Here is a 17,399-nt window from a genome sequence, read left to right on the forward strand (position 1 = left end):
TCACCTTCCATGACCGCCTATCTCCTCAAGCGCCTTGCCATCGCCGTCGCCACACTGGTGCTGGCATCCATGGTGGTGTTCGCCGTGCTGGAGATCCTGCCCGGTGATCCGGCCCGGCTGATGCTGGGCATGAACGCCAGCGCCGACCAGGTCGAGCTGCTGCGCAACCAGTTGGGCCTCAACGCGCCGCTGCCTTGGCGCTATCTGCATTGGACCGGCGGCCTGCTCAGCCTCGATTTCGGCCGCTCCTACACCTATTCGGTGCCGGTCATCGATCTGGTGCGCGAGCGGCTGGCCGTCTCCCTGCCGCTGGCGCTGATTGCGCTGGCACTCTCCACCGTCATCGCCATTCCGGTCGGCCTGTATTCCGCCAGCCGTCGCGGACGGGCCGGCGACACGGTGGCGATGGGCGCCGCTCAGCTTGGCGTCGCTGTCCCCAATTTCTGGTTCGCGCTGATGCTGATCTATGTCTTCGCCGTCTGGCTGCGGCTGGTTCCCGCCGGCGGCTTTCCCGGCTGGAGCGCCGGCGTCTGGCCGGCGCTGAAATCGCTGCTGCTGCCGGCAGTGGCGCTTGCCTTGCCGCAGGCCGCGATCCTGGCGCGCGTCACCCGCTCGGCGCTGATCGAGGTGCTGAACGAGGACTATATCCGCACCGCCCGCGCCAAGGGCCTGCCCTACCGCGCCGTGTTGTGGCGGCACGCGCTGCGCAACGCCATGATTCCGGTGCTGACCATTCTTGGCCTGCAGTTCGCCTTCCTGCTTGCCGGCACCATCATCATCGAGAATGTCTTTTATCTGCCCGGCCTAGGCCGGCTGGTGTTCCAGGCGATCACCCAGCGCGACCTGATCGTCGTCGAAAGCGTCGTCATGCTGCTGGTCGCCGCCGTCATAGCCGTCAACCTCCTCGTCGATCTCTCCTATGCGGTCGTCGATCCGCGCCTTAGGAGCCGGCAATGACGCTGCACATCGACATCCCCGAGGAGAAGTTCGGCAGCATCCTGGCCAAGGCGTTCAGGAATACCGCTTTCGTTGCCGGCTTCTTCATCACCTTGCTGATCCTGGCGATGGCGATCGTCTCCTACGCCTGGACACCCTACGACGTCACGAAACTGGTGATCGCCGACAAGACGCAAGCCCCCTCGCTGGCGCATTGGTTCGGCACCGATCATTTCGGCCGCGACATCCTGTCGATGGTCATGGTCGGCGCCCGCAATTCGATTGCCGTGGCGCTGGTCGCGGTCGGCATCGGCATGGGGATCGGCGTGCCGCTCGGCGCCTTTGCCGCGGCCCGCGGCGGCCTCGTTGACGAGGCGCTGATGCGGCTGAACGACCTCGTCTTCGCCTTCCCTGCTCTGCTGTCGGCCATCATGATCACCGCCATCTTCGGGCCGGGCGCCGTCAATGCCATCATCGCCATCGGCATCTTCAACATTCCGGTGTTTGCGCGCGTCGCCCGCGCCGGCGCGCTGGCGATCTGGCCGCGCGAGTTCATTCTTGCCGCGCGCGCCGCCGGCAAGAGCAGCACGCAGATCAGCATCGAACATGTGCTGCCCAACATTGCCACGCTGCTCCTGGTGCAAGGCACCATCCAGTTCGCGCTGGGCATCCTGGCCGAAGCCGGGCTTTCCTATCTGGGTCTGGGCGCGCAGCCGCCAATGCCGAGCTGGGGCCGCATGCTGTTCGACGCGCAGACCCGCATGGTGGTGGCGCCATGGATGGCGATCTTTCCCGGCATGGCGATCGTCGTCACTGTGCTTGGGCTCAACCTCCTGGGCGATGGCATCGCCGACATCCTCGATCCGAAATCACGGCGGCAGCGATGAGCCTGCTCGACATCGAGAACCTGTCGCTGACCATCGGCGACACGCAGATCCTCACAGGCATGGAGCTATCCGTTGCGCCAGGAGAGGTGATGGGGCTGGTCGGTGAGTCCGGTTCGGGCAAGTCGATGACCGCGCTGACGGTGATGCAGCTTCTGCCTCATGCCGCGCGCGCCACCGGGCGCGTCTCGTTCGACGGCATCGACATCCTCGCGGCAACCGAGGACCAGATGTGCGCGCTGCGCGGCGACGACATCGGCATGGTGTTCCAGGAGCCGATGACGGCGCTCAATCCGGTCAAGACCATCGGCGAACAGGTCGCCGAAGGCATACGCTGGCACACCAGGGCAAGCCGCGCCGAGGCCGAGGAGCGGGCGCGAAAAATGCTCGACCGCGTCGGCCTGCCCTCGGCAAAATTCCCACTGTCGCGCTATCCACACGAACTGTCCGGCGGCCAGCGTCAGCGCGTCGTCATCGCCATCGCCTGTGCGTTGAAGCCGAAGCTGCTGATTGCCGACGAGCCGACGACGGCGCTCGACGTGGTGCTGCAGGCGCAGATCCTTGACCTGTTGCGCGACCTCGTCGCGGAGAGCCGCATGGGCCTGCTCCTGATCTCGCACGACCTCGCGGTGGTGACCGAGATGGCCGACCGCATCACCATCCTGCGCCGTGGCGAGGTGATGGAAGCCGGAGACACGGCGCGCACGCTGTCCGAACAGCTCCACCCCTACACGCGCCAGCTGGCGCAGGCCTCGATGCATGTGCCGGCGCGCACCAGGCCGCATGGCGTTGGATCGGGCCAACCCCTGCTCCAGGTCGAGGGCGTGACCCGCGACTATCACGGCCGGCGCACTTCGCTGTTCAAGCGCGCGCCAGCGATCCGCGCCGTCGATGACGTGTCCCTGTCGATGGCGCCGGGCCAGTCAGTGGCGTTGGTTGGCCGCTCCGGCTGCGGCAAGTCAACGCTCGCCCGCATGATCCTGGCGTTGGACCGACCGAGCTCGGGCACGATCCGGTTTCGCGGCGAGACCATCACCGGCAAGAGCGAAGCGGAACTGAAGCCTGCCCGACGTGACATGCAGGTCGTCTTCCAGGATCCTTACGGCTCCTTCGACCCGCGCCAGAAGGTCGAAAAACTGGTCGCCGAACCCCTGCATGTGCTGGACAAGAAGCCGACGCGCGCCGAGCGCCGCGAGATGGTTGCGCATGCGCTGCACGAAGTCGGCCTCGACCAGCGCGACATGGACAAATATCCGCATGAGTTTTCCGGTGGCCAGCGCCAGCGCCTGTCGATCGCCCGCGCCATCATCACCCGCCCCAAGCTGGTCGTCGCCGACGAGCCGGTCTCGGCGCTCGACGTCTCGATCCGCGCGCAGATCCTCGACCTGTTTGCCGAGCTCAACCAAAAACTCGGCATCGCCTATCTCTTCATCACCCACGACCTAACCGTCGCCCGCGCCATCACGGACGAAGTGCTGGTCATGCATGACGGCAAGATCGTCGAGCGCGGCAAGACGAACGAGGTGCTGGATCACCCGCAATCCGAGGCGGCCAAGGCGCTGGTCACGGCTGCCCCGGACCTGCACCGGGCAATCACCCGGCGGATGCAGGAACAAGGTTAGAGCGTCTCAGAGACTGTTTCGAAATTCGCTCTGGCGAGCCATATGGTGGTTGTTTCGGGGTCGCGGAGCGACGAGCGCAGCGGACATTTGGGTCCGTGAGCACCGGAAGCGCAGAAAACGCCGCTAGATGGCCACCGGAGTAGAATTTCCAAACAGTCTCTTAGATCATCTGGAATTTTCCGGTGGTCTTGAACCGGAGATAGGCGTCGATGCTGCGCGCCATGTTGGGCAGCATTTCGGGCAAGCCGTCGGGCGTGAACCAGCCGACGGCACTGCTCTCGTCATCGGTGACGGCCGGTTCGCCTTCAAAGGAGCGCGTGTAGAACATCAGCGCGAAAAACTGGGCGCGATCGCCATTCGGAAACTGGAAGGTTTCATAGTGCGGGTCACAGCCGAACCCGAACGGCTCGACATCGCTGACGATCAACCCGGTTTCCTCGAGTACCTCTCGGATCACCACGGTCTCCAGGCCCTCGCCTTCCTCGGCATTGCCGCCTGGCAGGCCCCACAAGCCAAAATCGGTTCGTTTCTGCAACAGGATGCAGCCGTCGGCGCGTTCAATGACGATGCGAGCGCCCGGCATCAGCACCAGGCGATCACCGATCAGCGCCCGCAATTGTCCCAGATAGCTATCGGCAAAGCTCACACAAACGATCCCTCAGCGCCGGCGATTGGTTCTGCCATGCAGCGCCTCAGCCTCCCGGTTTGACCACGTCGACCGGACTGATGTCGAGCAGGTCGAGCGTGCGGCGAAGCAGCCGCACCTCGCTCTCGGCCAGTTGCGAATCCGCCTTGGCGATCTCCGCCATATGGCGGGCCAGTTGCCGGCGCCGCTCAATGTCGAGGTCGCGGAACAGCGCAATCGCCTGCGAGCCGTTGGTTTCGTAGCCGAACTCGTTGAGATATTCGATGACGCTGTCGATGCTGGTTTCGGCAATGCCGAAGGCTTCCTTGCAGATGCGCCGGAAGGCAACCATCTCGCTCTCGCTGACCGACCCGTCGGCCAGGATCATACGGAAGAGCATCAGAAGTTCCGCCGACAAGACCGGATCGTCCGCCACCTTGCGCACGCCCGGGTCGCCGTCGAAGATCGAGCGTATCTGGTCCAGCAATGCGAATGCCATCAGGAGCCTCTTTCCGATTCAGATGCGACGCGGTTGGAATAGGTAGCGCGGAATCGGCCTTGCGCAAACAGGGCGGTCGTGGTCGAACGCCCGATATCTCAGCCCACCGGACATTTCCATACATCAGATGATCGATCTCACCACCCAGACCGTCGCCATGCTGGCGTTCGCGGGCTTTGCCGCGGGCTTTGTCGACTCGATCGCCGGCGGCGGCGGCTTGATCACCATCCCGGCGCTGCTGCTTGCCGGGTTCTCGCCGGTCGAAGCGCTTGGAACCAACAAGCTGCAAGGCATGTTCGGCTCCGGGTCGGCGACCATCCACTATGCCTCAAAGGGCCATGTCGACCTGCGACGGCAATTGCCGTCGGCGCTGCTCGCGCTTGCCGGAAGTGCCGTCGGTGCGTTGCTGGCAACGATCGTTCCAGGCGATCTCTTGCGCGCCCTCCTGCCCCTGGTGTTGATCGCCATCGCGCTCTACTTCGCGCTCAAGCCCAACATGAACGATGTTGACCGGGCCGAACGCCTGTCGCCATTCCTGTTCGGAGTGACCCTGGTGCCCGCCATCGGCTTTTATGATGGCTTGTTTGGACCCGGCGCCGGCTCCTTCTACATGCTGGCCTTCGTCGCACTTGCCGGTTACGGCGTGCTCAAGGCGACGGCGCATACCAAGCTGCTCAATTTCGCCTCCAACATCGGCGGCTTCATCGTCTTCGCCGCCGTCGGCGTCGTCTACTGGAAGATCGGCCTGATGATGGGCGTTGCCCAGTTCCTCGGCGCCCGCGTCGGCGCCAGCCTGGCCATGCGCATCGGTGCAAGACTGATCAAGCCATTGCTGGTAATCGTCTGCCTGGCGCTGGCCGTGAAGCTCTTGGCCGACCCGGCGAACCCGCTGCGCGTCATGATTGGTGTGTGATCACGCGCCCTGATAGAATGCCGCTGTTCGAATCATGTTGGAGGGAACCAGACATGAATCTTAGCGCACCCACTCAGATCGTTTTTATCATTTCCGTTGTTATCGCCATCATCGGCGTTCTCGCCGCGCTTGGCGTTCTTGCGTTCATTCCACTCGCATCGGTGTGGATCGTTCTTATTGCCTTCATCGTGCTTGCCGGCGGCTGCTTGATGCGCGGCGCCTGACACGTTTCCCTTGAAGTGGGGACCAGGAGCGCCCGGCCAAAAGCCGGGCGCTTTTGATTCTGGTCTGGGGTCTGCTAGATTTCTCTCCGCGGAAGGATGGCAAATGCCAGTTGAGATGCAACGCCGGAAGGAACAGGACCACTCCATCGCCGGGCGGTTCGAGATGCGCCGGCGTCTTCCCAATGCTCCACTTGAAGGCATCGTCACCGACATTTGCGGCTATCGCGAAACGGCGCCGGGCCATTTCCACAATGTCGAATATGCATCGCTGACCGTGCCGCTAGTGATCAGCTTTGCCGAACCCTTCGCCATCGGGCTCGGCAAGGCGCCGGGCGACAATGACCGCTTCGCCAGTTTCGCTGCCGGCCTTTATGCCGGGCCGGTGGTGATTGAGTCCTTCGGTGGCGCCTGCTGCGTCCAGGTCAACTTCACGCCGCTCGGCGCACGCCGGTTCTTCCGCCAGCCGATGAGCGAACTGACCGACAGCATGGTCGTCCTCGATGACGTGCTTGGCGCAGAAGGCATGGCACTGCGTGAACGGCTTGGCAACGCGCCGGACTGGACGGTGCGTTTCGATCTTGCCGAAGCCTTCGTCGCCGCCCGTATCGAGAATGCCGCCGAAACGCTGCTCGAAATCGCCTGGGCCTATGACCGCATCATCACGTCTGGTGGCCGGACCCGCATCTCATCGCTTGCCGAAAGACTGGGCTGGAGCCGCAAACATCTCGCCAGCGGCTTTTCCGATGCGATCGGTATCGGTCCCAAGACGCTGTCGCGCATCGTGCGCTTCAACCGGGCGCTTGGCCTGTCGAGGCAGCAGGCAGCCGACTGGGCGGATATCGCCGCCGATTGCGGCTATGCCGACCAGGCGCATCTGGTGCGCGAGTTCCGCGACCTTGCCGGCGAGACGCCGACCGCACTTTCGGTCAGGTAACATTTCTTCAAGACGGTGGAACGGCCTTCGACCAAATTGGGATATCGACCAACCCGGATGAAGGAGTTCCCATGCCCACCACCACGGAAGCGCCCCGCCTCTACCCCGCTTTGCGCTACAAGAACGCGGCAAAAATGATTGACTGGCTGTGCGATGCCTTCGGCTTCAGCGTCCGAGCCCGCTATGGCGAAGGCGATGTTGTGCACCATGCCGAACTGGTTTTCGGCTCTTCCATGATCATGCTGGGCACGGTGCGCGACGACGACTACGGCAAGATGGTCGGCGAGCCCGGCTCGGGCGGCGGCAAGTCGATCTACATTGCCGTCGACGATGCCGATGCCGCCTATGCCAAAGCCAGGAAGGCCGGCGCCACGATCATCCAGGAATTGACCAACCGCGACTATGGCAGCCGCGAGTTCATTTGCCGCGATCCGGAAGGCAGTGTCTGGTCGTTCGGCACCTACTGGCCGAAGGCCGGCGAAAAGGCATAGGCAAGGTCTAGCGCGCCAAAGCAAAAATCGCGTCGCAGTCGAGGTGGGTTTCCAGCTCGGCTGCGACCTCGTCCAGCGCCCGCTCGACCTCGGCCCGATAGTCGCTGCCGCCGCCCTTGATGCCGAGGCTTTCGAGGAATTTCCCGCGAAAGCTGTCGGCGCCGAACAGGCCATGCATATAGGTGCCGATCACCTTGCCGTCGGCGGAGACAGCGCCATCCTCGACGCCATTGATGATTGCCGACGGTCGCATCGTGTCCGGTCCGGTGGTGCGGCCGAGATGGATTTCGTAACCCTCAAGTGGCAGGTCGAATTGTACCGAGCGCGCGCTGACATTGCGCACCGTCTTTTCCGGTTCCATCACCGTTTCGACGTCGAGCAGGGCGAGCCCTTCGGCCTCGGTGACGCTGCCTTCGATGCCGTCGGGATCGCGCACCGTGCGGCCAAGCATCTGGAAGCCGCCGCAAATGCCGACGACATGACCGCCCCGCTTGCGGTGGGCAAGAAGGTCCCGGTCCCAACGGTTCTCGCGGAATTTCAAGAGATCACCGATCGTCGACTTGGAGCCGGGAATGACCACCAGTCCGGCATCGGCCGGCAGCGGCTTTCCCGGTGGCACGAACACCACCTCGACCCGCGGCTCGGCCTTGAGCGGATCGAGATCGTCGAAATTGGCGATGCGGCCAAGCATCGGCACGGCCACCTTCAGGGCGCGCGGATCGCCGGACGCCAGCCGCTCCAGCACCACCGAATCCTCCGAAGGCAAGCGTGCTGCCGCCTTCAGCCACGGCACGACGCCAAAACAGCGCCAGCCGGTGAATCTTTCGATCGATTTTATGCCATCATCGAACAGCGAGACGTCGCCGCGAAACTTGTTGATGAGGTAGCCGACGATCATGCGCCGGTCCTCTTCCGGCAGGATCAGATGCGTACCGGCCACCGAGGCGATGACGCCGCCGCGATCGATATCGCCGACCAGCACCACCGGCACGTCGGCGCGCGTCGCAAAGCCCATATTGGCGATGTCGCGGCTGCGGAGGTTGATCTCGGCCGGCGAGCCGGCGCCCTCGACGATGACCAGGTCGGCGCCCTCGCCGACCTTGTCCCATGAGTCCAGCACGGCGTCCATCAGCCGGCCCTTGAGCGCCTGATAGTCGCGCGCCCGCGCTTCGCCAAACACCTTGCCCTGCACGATGACCTGCGCGCCGACATCGGTCTGCGGCTTGAGCAGCACCGGGTTCATGTGGACCGATGGCGCCACACCGCAAGCGATCGCTTGCAGCCATTGCGCACGGCCGATCTCGCCGCCGCCGGCATTGTTGTCGCCGGGAATGTCGGCCACGGCGGCATTGTTCGACATGTTCTGCGGCTTGAATGGCCGCACCTTAAGCCCGCGCTTTTTTGCTGCCCGGCAGAGGCCTGCGACCAGCACCGTCTTGCCGACATCCGAGCCCGTGCCTTGCAGCATGATCGCCTTGGCCATCAGCCCCTGCCCTGCGCCACGGTTCCGGTGATGTTCGATTTCTGCGCCAGCGGCCCGCCGCGCCAGATGAAAAGCGCCAGCAATGGCTCTTCGGCCGTTCGCATGGCGTGGTTGACGTTGGAAGCGTGGTGGACGACCTCGCCGGCCGCGCGCCGGCGAAAGCCGCCCTCACCCATGCGCCATTCGGTCCCGCCGGTCAGCGGAATGTAGATTTCCTCGGCAACGTGATGATGGTCCGGATAGACGATATTGGGGCCAAGGATCAGCAGGCCAGCAGCGACCTCTTCATTGGCGAAGTGGCCACGCGTGCCGAACACCTCCAGCCAGCCATAATTGTCGATGAACGTCTTGCCGAAATCCGCCTCGCTATAGGTCTGCCCCCAGCGGAGGTCATTCCGACGCTCCGCAAGCAATCGCACCAGCGGCTTCGCATCCGGCGGCGCCAATTCGGCGGCGCGATCGAGGTGGCGTAGGCACCCAAGTGGATATGGCTCCAGCGCGCGGGCTGGCATGTCCCAGGCGATCCGCGCCGAGGCGTCGCGCACCAGGGCGTCATCCACGGAAGCGAGATAGGCGTGGAACCGTCCCAGCAGTTCATCAAATTTTGTCGTCACATCTCGCTCCGGACATGCATTGGTGCACAGCCGCTCCCCAAATGGCCGGTTGACGGGGTTGGGTTGCGCGGCGGCATCATTGGTCTAGATTGGTGCGCGCGCAAAGCCAAAAACAACAGGCCAGCGGGCTTAAGGTGTGTTGAGATTCAGGTCAGGTCGAGCCGAAAACGGCGGTTTTCGAGAACCGGAGCGGAGCGTACTTAAAGTACGTGAGCACCGAAAGCGCAGAAAACCAGCGTTTGCCGGCCGGCATCACCTGAATATCAACATAACTTAGCTGGCCAACACATAGGGAGCACGCCATGGACGCCGCGGTCGATGCGAGCACCAACCAGTTCGAACTCAATGAGGAGCAGCGCGCCATCCAGGAGATGGCGCAGGCCTTCGCCGCCGACCGCGTCGCGCCGAATGCGCTCGATTGGGACCGCAGGAAACACTTCCCCGCCGACGTGATCCGCGAGACCGGGCCGCTCGGCCTCGGCGGCATCTATATCCGAGACGATGTCGGCGGCTCCGCGCTCGGCCGGCTCGACGCTGTGCTGATCTTCGAGGCGCTCTCGCACGCCGATCCGGCCTTTTCGTCGTTCATCTCGATCCACAACATGGTCGCCTCGATGATCGACCGTTTCGGCAATGACGAGCAGCGCCAGCGCTTTCTGCCGAAACTCACGTCGATGGAATGGCTGGCGAGCTACTGCCTGACAGAACCGGGCTCCGGGTCGGATGCAGCGGCGCTGAAGACTCGCGCGGTGAAGAGCGGCGGCGACTATGTCCTGAACGGCACCAAGCAGTTCATCTCGGGCGCCGGCGACAGCGATGTCTACGCCGTCATGGTGCGCACTGGCGCCGACGGGCCGAAAGGCATTTCCACCGTCGTCGTGCCCAAGGACGCGCCCGGCCTCTCCTTCGGCGCCAACGAGCACAAGATGGGTTGGCACATGCAGTCGACCCGCCAGGTCATTTTCGAGGACTGCAAGGTGCCGGCGGAAAACCTGCTGTCGGGCGAAGGCGCCGGCTTCGGCATCGCCATGGCGGGGCTCGACGGCGGCCGGCTGAACATCGCCGCCTGTTCGCTGGGCGGCGCGCAATCGGCGCTCGACAAGGCACTGTCCTACACCGCCGAGCGCAAGGCTTTCGGCTCCAAGATCAACCAGTTCCAGGCGCTGCAGTTCAGGCTGGCCGACATGGAGACCGAGCTGCAGGCGGCGCGTATCTTCCTCTATGCCGCCGCCTCGAAACTCGACCGCAAGGCGCCGGATGCCGGCAAATGGTCGGCGATGGCCAAGCGCTTCGTCACCGATACCGGTTTCAATGTCGCCAACGACGCGCTGCAGCTGCTCGGCGGCTATGGTTACCTGCACGACTACGGCATCGAGAAGCTGGTGCGGGACCTGCGCGTGCACCAGATCCTCGAAGGCACCAACGAGATCATGCGCGTCATCATCGCGCGGGCGTTGGTTGGACGGCAGTAGGCAGTAGGCAGTAGGCAAAAGATGACCGGCAAGATCGATTCGTACAAGGATCTCATTGTATGGCAGCAGGCGATGGATCTGGCTGTCGCCACCTATTCGTTGACCAAGGCGTGGCCAAAGGAAGAATTGTATGGGTTGACCAGCCAAATCCGCCGTTCAGCGACCTCTATCCCTGCAAACATCGCCGAAGGTTATGGCCGAGACAACAGAGGCTCTTATCAGCAATTTCTCCGGATCGCCCAAGGCTCACTGAAGGAGTTCGAGACACACCTTCAGATCGCCGAACGCATTGGCCTTTCCACGCATGATCAAGCTGATCACTTGCTGACATCGACCGAGGGCATCGGCAAAATGCTTCGCCAACTCATTCTCAGACTTACGCCAGAATAGACAGCCCTACTGCCTACTGCCTACTGCCTACTGCCTACTGCCTACTGCCTACTGCCTACTGCCTACTGCCTACTGCCAATCCCGGAGCACCACTATGACCACCATCGCCTTCATCGGCCTCGGCAACATGGGCAATCCAATGGCCGCCAACCTGGTCAAGGCCGGGCATGCCGTGCATGGCTTCGACCTGATGCCGGAGAATCTCACGGTCGCGCGCGAGCATGGCGTCGTCATCATGGCCAACGCGCCGGCCGCGGTGAAGGACGCCGATGTGGTGATCACCATGCTGCCGGCCGGCAAGCATGTGCTGTCGGTCTATGAGGACATCGCGCCCAAGGCCAGAAAAGGCGGGTTGTTCATCGATTCCTCGACCATCGATGTCGAATCGGCCCGCAAGGCGCATGCCATCGCCGCCAAGCACGGGCTGCTGTCCATCGATGCGCCCGTCTCGGGCGGCACCGGCGGCGCGGCGGCCGGCACGCTGACCTTCATGGCCGGGGGCTCCGACGATGCCTTCGCCGCCGCCGAGCCGATCCTGAAGCCGATGGCCGGGCGCATCGTCCATTGCGGTGGCGACGGTGCCGGACAGGCAGCCAAGATCTGCAACAACATGATCCTCGGCATTTCGATGATCGGCGTCGCCGAAGCCTTCGTGCTGGCGGAAAAGCTTGGCCTCTCGCACCAGGCGCTGTTCGATGTCGCCTCGACCTCGTCAGGCCAGTGCTGGTCGCTGACCACCTACTGCCCGGTTCCCGGCCCGGTGCCGACCTCGCCCGCCAACCGCGACTACAAGCCCGGCTTTGCCGCCGCACTCATGCTGAAGGACCTGAAGCTGGCGCAGGAAGCAGCGCAAGGTTCCGGCGCGGTGACCCCGCTTGGTGCCGAGGCGGCTCAGCTCTATGCGCTGTTCAACGCCCAGGGGCACGCCGGCGCCGATTTTTCCGGGATTATTAATTTTCTGCGCGGAGCCAATCCATAAGCTCCTAAAATAATTGGGCTTTTCGCAGAATTTGAGAAAAAACCCCGTCAAATTTAGGTTTGCTTAAGCTCTCGATAACCCCCCGGTAACGATGTCTCTGTAAAACGGAATGCGAGGCGGACATATCGCGTCCGCCCGGCGCTCCGGATCAGGTCTCGCGTACCGGAGCCCGTAAGTTTCGCCGAGTTGTTTGAGTAGCGAAGCGCCATGCGTATCTGGCAAAGCCGCGTTCCCGATGGAGCGCGGTTTTTGCGTTTCTGCCGGTTTATCTGTGCAGCCGGGTTTTATATTCGGATCGCTGCATTCGGGATCGGGACATGATCTTCGTTGATCAGCACGATCGGCGCATCGGCCCCCTCCACCCTGACGACAAGCAGGCGCATGCTCCATTTGCCTGCCGTACGAACGGCATGCGAATATGCTGTACCTCTGCCCTTGGCACCATGGACCGGAATGCTGAACTGGGCGTCACCCGAGCCATTTGCATTGATGAAGACACTGCCGCCAACCCAGAAATTGTCGGCCAGATCCTCGCCAATCGCTGTCTTCACCCGATCGTCGGCGCGAATGGCATCCATGGTCATGTGATAGGCGTCGCCGCCTTTCAGGATGTAAGGAATGGTGCCGAACATGGCTGCAACGCCGCCCATCCCGACCACCCAGACGACAAGCCCGGCGATTGCCCAGTTGCGTTGCGTCTTGCGGAACTGTTCCGCGTCGCGCCAGGCGCGGTTCTGCCAAGCCCAGCGGCTGCCGCGCGCGCCAAGCACGATGATCATGATGATATTGACGAACGGGATCAGCGCCAGCAGCGCGATGAAGGTGCTGTTGCCGATGCCCCAGATCCAGTTGAGGAAGAACGCGCCCCAGTTCCAGCGATCGAGTTCAGCCGGAATCTCGGCGGGCTGATTGAGCGGTTGTCCGGCCATGATGTTCCCCATCGGCAGATGTGCTTGATGGGTTCTAGCGTATGGCCTCGAAAAACGGGAATCGGTTTTTCCGGGCCGGCCGTCAGGCCTTGTTGGAAAGCCGGCGAAAATTCGCCTTCACCGCACGGCTGGCCGGCTTCAGCGCGGCGCTGATCGACCGTTCCGCTGCGACGCCGTTGAACAGCGACGGCGTGCGGCCGGCAAAGATTTCCGGCCAGAACCGCGATGCCGAGTGCAGGAAGGACATCTGCGCCGCAAACGCGCCTTCGGCCACCGCCACGGTCTTTTCGTTGATCGCGTGCGCCGTCTCCGTGCCCCATGGCTGGCTGCTCCCGGCATCCATCGCCATCAACGGAAGTCGCATCAGCGCCACCATCGGGGCCAGCATCAGGTCACCGCCGATGCTGGCTGCTTCTTGCACGCGTCGGCTGTTGCCGGTCTTTCTCATGGAAACAAACCCCTTGTCGCGGCCGAATCAGCCGCTGCCCCACATACTACGCGCTGGGGATGGAATTCGTTCCCCATCGCGACGGCATGTTTCTCGAGCCCGGGCGTTCCTGTCGAAGAACGCCCGGTCGAGGTTCTGATCCTACCGCTTGCGCAGATCCGCCTGCGCCAGATCCAGCGCCTTTGAGATGCGGTCGCAGGCCATGTCGATAGTGTCGCGGGTCCAGATCAGCGGCGGCGACAGGATCATCGTGTCGCCGGTTGCGCGCAGCATCATGCCATGCGCAATCGCATGGTCGCGCACGGTCAGCGCCGCACTTCCCGACGGCAGGAACCGCTCCTTGGTCGCCTTGTCCTTGACGATCTCGATCGCGCCCATCAGCCCGATCGAGCGCACCTCGCCGACCAGATCATGCCCGGCAATGCGCTCCTGCAAGGCCTTGGCGAAATACGGGCCGGTATCGTTCCTGACGCGATCGATCAGCCCTTCCCGCTCGATGATCTCGAGGTTCTTCAGCGCCACGGCACAGGCCACCGGATGACCGGAATAGGTGTAGCCGTGATTGAACTCGGCGCCCTTCTCGACCAGCGTCGCGGCGATGCGGTCGCCGACCAGCAATGCCGACAATGGCTGGTAGCCCGAGGTCAACGCCTTGGCCGTGGTGATGGTGTCCGGCTCGATGCCGAGTGTTTGTGCTGCGAACCACTCGCCTGTGCGGCCGTAGCCGGTGATGACCTCGTCCAGCATCAGCAGGACATCGTATTTGCGGCAGATGCGCTGCACTTCCGGCCAGTAGCTGACCGGCGGTATCTTCACGCCGCCTGCCCCCATCACCGGCTCGCCGATGAAAGCCGCAACCTTGTCGGCGCCGGCTTCGAGGATCGCATCCTCGACGGCCTTGGCCGCGCGCAGGCCGAAATCATGATCGCTCTCGCCCGGCAGTGCCAGCTCGTAGGCATAGGGCATCATGACATGGACGATGTTGGGCACCGCGCCGCCGAGCTGCTTGTGCATGGCATCCATGCCGCCGAGCGAGGTGCCGGCAACGGTCGAGCCGTGATAGGCCATCTTGCGCGAGATGATGCGGTTCTTCTCCGGCTTGCCTTCCAGCACCCAGTAGTGGCGCACGAGACGCAGCGCCGTGTCGTTGGCTTCCGAGCCGGACGAACCGTAGAACACCTGGTTGACGTGCTTCGGTGCGATCTCGGCCAATTTCTTGGACAACAGCACCGGCGTCGGCGTCGAGCATTTGAAAAAGGAGTTGTAGTAGGGCAATTCCTTCATCTGCGCATAGGCGGCCTCGGCCAGCTCGTCGCGGCCATAGCCGATGTTGACGCACCACAGCCCGGCCATGCCGTCGAGGATCTCAGTCCCCTCGGAATCGTAGATGAACGGCCCGTTGGCATGGGTGATGATGCGCGAGCCGGCTTCGCGCAATTCCTTGTGGTCGGTGAACGGGTGGAGATGGTGCGCGGCATCGATCTGCTGAAGCTGCTTCAGCGAATAGTTCTGATAGGTCATGGATCTGATCTTTCCTCTGGATTCTATCCGGCCGTGCCGGAGGCGAATGCGTCAGAGGCAAGCAGGTGGTGAATAGCCGATGCGGGCGCACAGCCGCAAAAGCTCGGCGCGCAGCGTGCGCGGTGACGGTGTCACCGCGACCCGGAATGCACGAGCCGATATCCTGACGAGAGCCATGGGCGGCACCTTAAGCAATTCCAGGAAAAGTGTGAAACGGTTTTCCCGGGAAAAGCGCGTAGCGCTTTCCCTCAGGGAATTGCGTCAAAGCAGAAGAGCGAGCAAAGGGCGGTCGGGGTGAACACCCTTTGCGTCGGCGACGCCCAGACTTCGACTCAGGACCCGCCGTTCAGCGCCCGCTGCAGAAACACATACTTCATCGCCGTCTGCGCCGCCTGCGGCCGGCGGTCGCCGCGGCCGCCATGTCCGCCTTCGGTCTCCTCGAAGAACAGCGTCCGCGCATGGCCGGCCTCCTGCAGGCGGGCGGCCATCTTGCGCGCATGACCGGGATGGACCCGATCGTCCGCGGTCGAGGTGGTCAGCAGCACCGGCGGATAGGCGGCACCGGCATTGACATGCTGGTAGGGCGAGTAGGCTGAAAGCCACTTCGCATCTTCCGGTTTCGACGGATCGCCGTATTCGGCCATCCACGAGGCGCCGGGCGGCAATTCGGTGTAGCGCAGCATGTCGAGCAGCGGCACCTCGATGATGACGGCGCCGAAAAGCTCGGGATGCTGCGTCAAGGAAACGCCGGTCAGCAGGCCGCCATTCGAGCCGCCCTGGATGCCGAGCGAAGCGGCCGTGGCAATGCCACGCTTGACGACATCCTGGGCGACCGCGGCGAAATCGTCGAAAGCGTTCTGGCGATTGCCCTTGAGAGCGGCCTGATGCCAGGCCGGACCGAATTCGCCGCCGCCGCGGATGCAGGCCTGCACATAGGCGTTGCCCTTCTCCAGCCACAGCCTGCCGCGCACGCCGGCATAGCCGGGCAGCAGCGGCACTTCGAACCCACCATAGCCATAGAGCAGCGTCGGCACCGGACCCTTCTGGTCGCGCCGCCGGACGACGAAATAAGGGATCATCGTGCCGTCCTTCGAGCGCGCCTCGAACTGCTCCGAGATCAGCGGCGAGGCATCGAAGCGGGCCGGCTGCGACTTCACGGTGGCGAGCGTCTCGCCATTGTCATCCGACCAGATGATCGAACTCGGCGTCAGGAAGTCGGTGAAGGAGAAAGAAACGCTGGAGCCGAAATGCTCGGCATGGCTGATGCCGACATTGCCGTTCTCGGGCAATCCGACCGGCTTCAGCGACCAGCCGCCCTCCTCGCGCTCGCAGACGACGACGTTGCCACGCACATTGTCCATCAAATTGATGAACAGGCGGTCCTGCGTGCGGGCAATGCCGGCAATCGACACGCGATATGCCGGCTCCAGCAAGGTCTCCACCAGGCCGAGCGTGCCGGTCTCGATCCAATGCGCCAGGTCCAGCGAATAGAGACCGTCAGGCTTGCACGACGTGCCGTCGGGCGCCGTCCACAGGCTGCGCACGCCGAAGACGAGCTGATCCCTGAAGATCGCCGTATCGGTCATGTCGTCAGGCAGCGGCAGACGTCTGTTCTCGCCGGAAGGCAGCCGCAGGAAGATGTGCGAGGCGAAGAAATCGAGCGTCCGAGCCAGGATCAGATAGCGCCTGTCGCCGTCGAACTCGACGGCGGCGCCAACAGCGAGATCCTCCTTCTGCGCCTCGAAGATCGGTGTCGCATCTTCCAGTTTGGTGCCGCGCTTCCACAGCTTGACCACGCGCGGATAGCCGGATTGCGTCTTGTCCGCCTCTTCGAATGCCGCCGAGACGATGACGGTGTCCTTGTCCAGCCAGCTGAAACCCGACTTGGAAGCTCGCGCGTGAAACCCATCTTTGACAAACGACTTCGTCTCGATATCGAATTCGCGCATCTCGCTGGCGTCACCGCCATCCGGTGACATCGAGACGAGGCACAGGTTGAAGTCCGGATAGAGCCGGCTGGCGCCGCTGAATACCCATTTGATCCCGTCCTTCGCCGCAAGCTGGTCAAAGTCGATGATCGTTTCCCAGTCGGGCTTCTCGGTCTTGTAGGAAGCGACCGTCGTGCGGCGCCACAGGCCGAGCACATTGGTCTTGTCCTGCCAGAAATTGTAGACATGGCCGGCAATGGCGGCGCCGACCGCGATGTTGTCCTCGGCCGTCATCAGGTCGAGCGCGGTCTGGAAGGATGCCTGATAGGACGGATCGCCCTGCAACTCACCTGTAGTGACCTCGTTCTGACCATGCACCCAGTCGAGCGACTGCTTGGCTGTCCTGTCCTCCAGCCAGAGAAAGGTATCTTCGGCCGAAGGGGTGGAATTTGGCGTCTTGGTGATGGGCTTGGTCATAAGGTCTCCGATAAACACGTCGCTTTTGGC

At 63.3% G+C, this 17,399-nt stretch carries 18 protein-coding genes; 10 read left to right on the forward strand and 8 right to left on the reverse strand.

What is annotated here, in order from left to right:
* Positions 1–9 precede the first annotated feature (9 nt).
* From B5V02_RS29100 to B5V02_RS29110, 3 genes are read left to right on the forward strand one after another with little or no spacing between them, the layout of a single operon-like run.
* Positions 10–957, forward strand: coding sequence for an ABC transporter permease (locus B5V02_RS29100; RefSeq protein WP_111547453.1), 948 nt, complete (start codon positions 10–12; stop codon positions 955–957).
* A complete protein-coding gene (locus tag B5V02_RS29105) occupies positions 954–1,823 on the forward strand; it encodes an ABC transporter permease (protein WP_111547454.1) in 870 nt (289 codons plus the stop codon). The genes B5V02_RS29100 and B5V02_RS29105 overlap by 4 nt, the downstream gene beginning before the upstream one ends.
* Positions 1,820–3,442 carry an ABC transporter ATP-binding protein gene (locus tag B5V02_RS29110; RefSeq protein ID WP_111547455.1) on the forward strand — a complete coding sequence of 541 codons (1,623 nt, stop codon included), beginning with the start codon at positions 1,820–1,822 and terminating at the stop codon, positions 3,440–3,442. The genes B5V02_RS29105 and B5V02_RS29110 overlap by 4 nt, the downstream gene beginning before the upstream one ends.
* Before the next feature lie 160 nt (positions 3,443–3,602).
* Here B5V02_RS29110 and B5V02_RS29115 read toward each other — a convergent pair whose 3' ends face one another.
* Positions 3,603–4,088 carry an NUDIX domain-containing protein gene (locus B5V02_RS29115; protein WP_111547456.1) on the reverse strand — a complete coding sequence of 162 codons (486 nt, stop codon included), beginning with the start codon at positions 4,086–4,088 and terminating at the stop codon, positions 3,603–3,605.
* 46 nt (positions 4,089–4,134) lie between these two features.
* Positions 4,135–4,566 (reverse strand): TerB family tellurite resistance protein, encoded by a 432-nt coding sequence (locus B5V02_RS29120; RefSeq protein ID WP_111547457.1) that lies wholly within the window; start codon positions 4,564–4,566, stop codon positions 4,135–4,137.
* A 127-nt stretch (positions 4,567–4,693) separates the two neighbouring features.
* Here B5V02_RS29120 and B5V02_RS29125 point away from each other — a divergent pair, with 127 nt between their 5' ends.
* The 4 genes from B5V02_RS29125 (at position 4,694) to B5V02_RS29140 (ending at position 7,128) form a co-directional block, all read left to right on the forward strand.
* Positions 4,694–5,479 (forward strand): TSUP family transporter, encoded by a 786-nt coding sequence (locus tag B5V02_RS29125; protein WP_111547458.1) that lies wholly within the window; start codon positions 4,694–4,696, stop codon positions 5,477–5,479.
* A gap of 53 nt (positions 5,480–5,532) precedes the next feature.
* Positions 5,533–5,703, forward strand: a complete 171-nt coding sequence (locus B5V02_RS29130) for a hypothetical protein (RefSeq protein WP_023812274.1) — start codon at positions 5,533–5,535, stop codon at positions 5,701–5,703.
* A gap of 103 nt (positions 5,704–5,806) precedes the next feature.
* Positions 5,807–6,637 carry a helix-turn-helix transcriptional regulator gene (locus B5V02_RS29135; RefSeq protein WP_111547459.1) on the forward strand — a complete coding sequence of 277 codons (831 nt, stop codon included), beginning with the start codon at positions 5,807–5,809 and terminating at the stop codon, positions 6,635–6,637.
* Between the two features lie 71 nt (positions 6,638–6,708).
* Positions 6,709–7,128 (forward strand): VOC family protein, encoded by a 420-nt coding sequence (locus tag B5V02_RS29140; protein ID WP_111547460.1) that lies wholly within the window; start codon positions 6,709–6,711, stop codon positions 7,126–7,128.
* A 7-nt stretch (positions 7,129–7,135) separates the two neighbouring features.
* On the opposite strand, the gene B5V02_RS29145 is transcribed toward B5V02_RS29140, so the two are convergent.
* Together B5V02_RS29145 and B5V02_RS29150 are read right to left on the reverse strand one after the other, a co-directional pair.
* On the reverse strand, positions 7,136–8,611 hold the full coding sequence (locus B5V02_RS29145) for a cobyric acid synthase (protein WP_111547461.1): 1,476 nt from the start codon (positions 8,609–8,611) through the stop codon (positions 7,136–7,138).
* Positions 8,611–9,225 (reverse strand): dimethylsulfonioproprionate lyase family protein, encoded by a 615-nt coding sequence (locus B5V02_RS29150; RefSeq protein ID WP_111547462.1) that lies wholly within the window; start codon positions 9,223–9,225, stop codon positions 8,611–8,613. Before B5V02_RS29150 ends, B5V02_RS29145 begins: the two co-directional genes overlap by 1 nt.
* Before the next feature lie 302 nt (positions 9,226–9,527).
* On the opposite strand from B5V02_RS29150, the gene B5V02_RS29155 reads away from it, so the two are divergent.
* The 3 genes from B5V02_RS29155 to mmsB all read left to right on the forward strand — a co-directional run bounded on the left by B5V02_RS29155 (position 9,528) and on the right by mmsB (position 12,066).
* Positions 9,528–10,697 (forward strand): isobutyryl-CoA dehydrogenase, encoded by a 1,170-nt coding sequence (locus B5V02_RS29155; protein WP_111547463.1) that lies wholly within the window; start codon positions 9,528–9,530, stop codon positions 10,695–10,697.
* A 21-nt stretch (positions 10,698–10,718) separates the two neighbouring features.
* Positions 10,719–11,087 (forward strand): four helix bundle protein, encoded by a 369-nt coding sequence (locus B5V02_RS29160; RefSeq protein WP_111547464.1) that lies wholly within the window; start codon positions 10,719–10,721, stop codon positions 11,085–11,087.
* A 94-nt stretch (positions 11,088–11,181) separates the two neighbouring features.
* Positions 11,182–12,066: a 3-hydroxyisobutyrate dehydrogenase gene (mmsB, locus tag B5V02_RS29165; RefSeq protein ID WP_111547465.1), complete on the forward strand. Its 885-nt coding sequence runs from the start codon at positions 11,182–11,184 to the stop codon at positions 12,064–12,066.
* 284 nt (positions 12,067–12,350) lie between these two features.
* Here mmsB and B5V02_RS29175 read toward each other — a convergent pair whose 3' ends face one another.
* The 4 genes from B5V02_RS29175 to B5V02_RS29195 form a co-directional block, all read right to left on the reverse strand.
* Positions 12,351–12,995 carry a cytochrome c oxidase assembly factor Coa1 family protein gene (locus B5V02_RS29175; RefSeq protein WP_111547656.1) on the reverse strand — a complete coding sequence of 215 codons (645 nt, stop codon included), beginning with the start codon at positions 12,993–12,995 and terminating at the stop codon, positions 12,351–12,353.
* A gap of 82 nt (positions 12,996–13,077) precedes the next feature.
* Positions 13,078–13,443 carry a hypothetical protein gene (locus B5V02_RS29180; RefSeq protein WP_111547466.1) on the reverse strand — a complete coding sequence of 122 codons (366 nt, stop codon included), beginning with the start codon at positions 13,441–13,443 and terminating at the stop codon, positions 13,078–13,080.
* A 141-nt stretch (positions 13,444–13,584) separates the two neighbouring features.
* Positions 13,585–14,964, reverse strand: coding sequence for an aspartate aminotransferase family protein (locus B5V02_RS29185; protein ID WP_111547467.1), 1,380 nt, complete (start codon positions 14,962–14,964; stop codon positions 13,585–13,587).
* Positions 14,965–15,296: 332 nt separating this feature from the next.
* Entirely contained in the window at positions 15,297–17,369 is a 2,073-nt protein-coding gene (locus B5V02_RS29195; protein WP_111547468.1) for a prolyl oligopeptidase family serine peptidase, read from the reverse strand.
* Positions 17,370–17,399: the final 30 nt, after the last annotated feature.

Source organism: Mesorhizobium kowhaii, assembly GCF_003253745.1.
Classification (GTDB): domain Bacteria; phylum Pseudomonadota; class Alphaproteobacteria; order Rhizobiales; family Rhizobiaceae; genus Mesorhizobium; species Mesorhizobium kowhaii.

Bases quoted from the DNA above. Each gene is read 5' to 3' on its own strand.
- B5V02_RS29145 (WP_111547461.1), bottom strand. From the start codon at position 8,611: ATGGCCAAGGCGATCATGCTGCAAGGCACGGGCTCGGATGTCGGCAAG.
- B5V02_RS29105 (WP_111547454.1), top strand. From the start codon at position 954: ATGACGCTGCACATCGACATCCCCGAGGAGAAGTTCGGCAGCATCCTG.
- B5V02_RS29135 (WP_111547459.1), top strand. From the start codon at position 5,807: ATGCCAGTTGAGATGCAACGCCGGAAGGAACAGGACCACTCCATCGCC.
- B5V02_RS29175 (WP_111547656.1), bottom strand. From the start codon at position 12,995: ATGGCCGGACAACCGCTCAATCAGCCCGCCGAGATTCCGGCTGAACTC.
- B5V02_RS29195 (WP_111547468.1), bottom strand. From the start codon at position 17,369: ATGACCAAGCCCATCACCAAGACGCCAAATTCCACCCCTTCGGCCGAA.
- B5V02_RS29155 (WP_111547463.1), top strand. From the start codon at position 9,528: ATGGACGCCGCGGTCGATGCGAGCACCAACCAGTTCGAACTCAATGAG.
- B5V02_RS29185 (WP_111547467.1), bottom strand. From the start codon at position 14,964: ATGACCTATCAGAACTATTCGCTGAAGCAGCTTCAGCAGATCGATGCC.
- B5V02_RS29110 (WP_111547455.1), top strand. From the start codon at position 1,820: ATGAGCCTGCTCGACATCGAGAACCTGTCGCTGACCATCGGCGACACG.
- B5V02_RS29140 (WP_111547460.1), top strand. From the start codon at position 6,709: ATGCCCACCACCACGGAAGCGCCCCGCCTCTACCCCGCTTTGCGCTAC.
- mmsB (WP_111547465.1), top strand. From the start codon at position 11,182: ATGACCACCATCGCCTTCATCGGCCTCGGCAACATGGGCAATCCAATG.
- B5V02_RS29180 (WP_111547466.1), bottom strand. From the start codon at position 13,443: ATGAGAAAGACCGGCAACAGCCGACGCGTGCAAGAAGCAGCCAGCATC.
- B5V02_RS29160 (WP_111547464.1), top strand. From the start codon at position 10,719: ATGACCGGCAAGATCGATTCGTACAAGGATCTCATTGTATGGCAGCAG.
- B5V02_RS29100 (WP_111547453.1), top strand. From the start codon at position 10: ATGACCGCCTATCTCCTCAAGCGCCTTGCCATCGCCGTCGCCACACTG.
- B5V02_RS29130 (WP_023812274.1), top strand. From the start codon at position 5,533: ATGAATCTTAGCGCACCCACTCAGATCGTTTTTATCATTTCCGTTGTT.
- B5V02_RS29120 (WP_111547457.1), bottom strand. From the start codon at position 4,566: ATGGCATTCGCATTGCTGGACCAGATACGCTCGATCTTCGACGGCGAC.
- B5V02_RS29125 (WP_111547458.1), top strand. From the start codon at position 4,694: ATGATCGATCTCACCACCCAGACCGTCGCCATGCTGGCGTTCGCGGGC.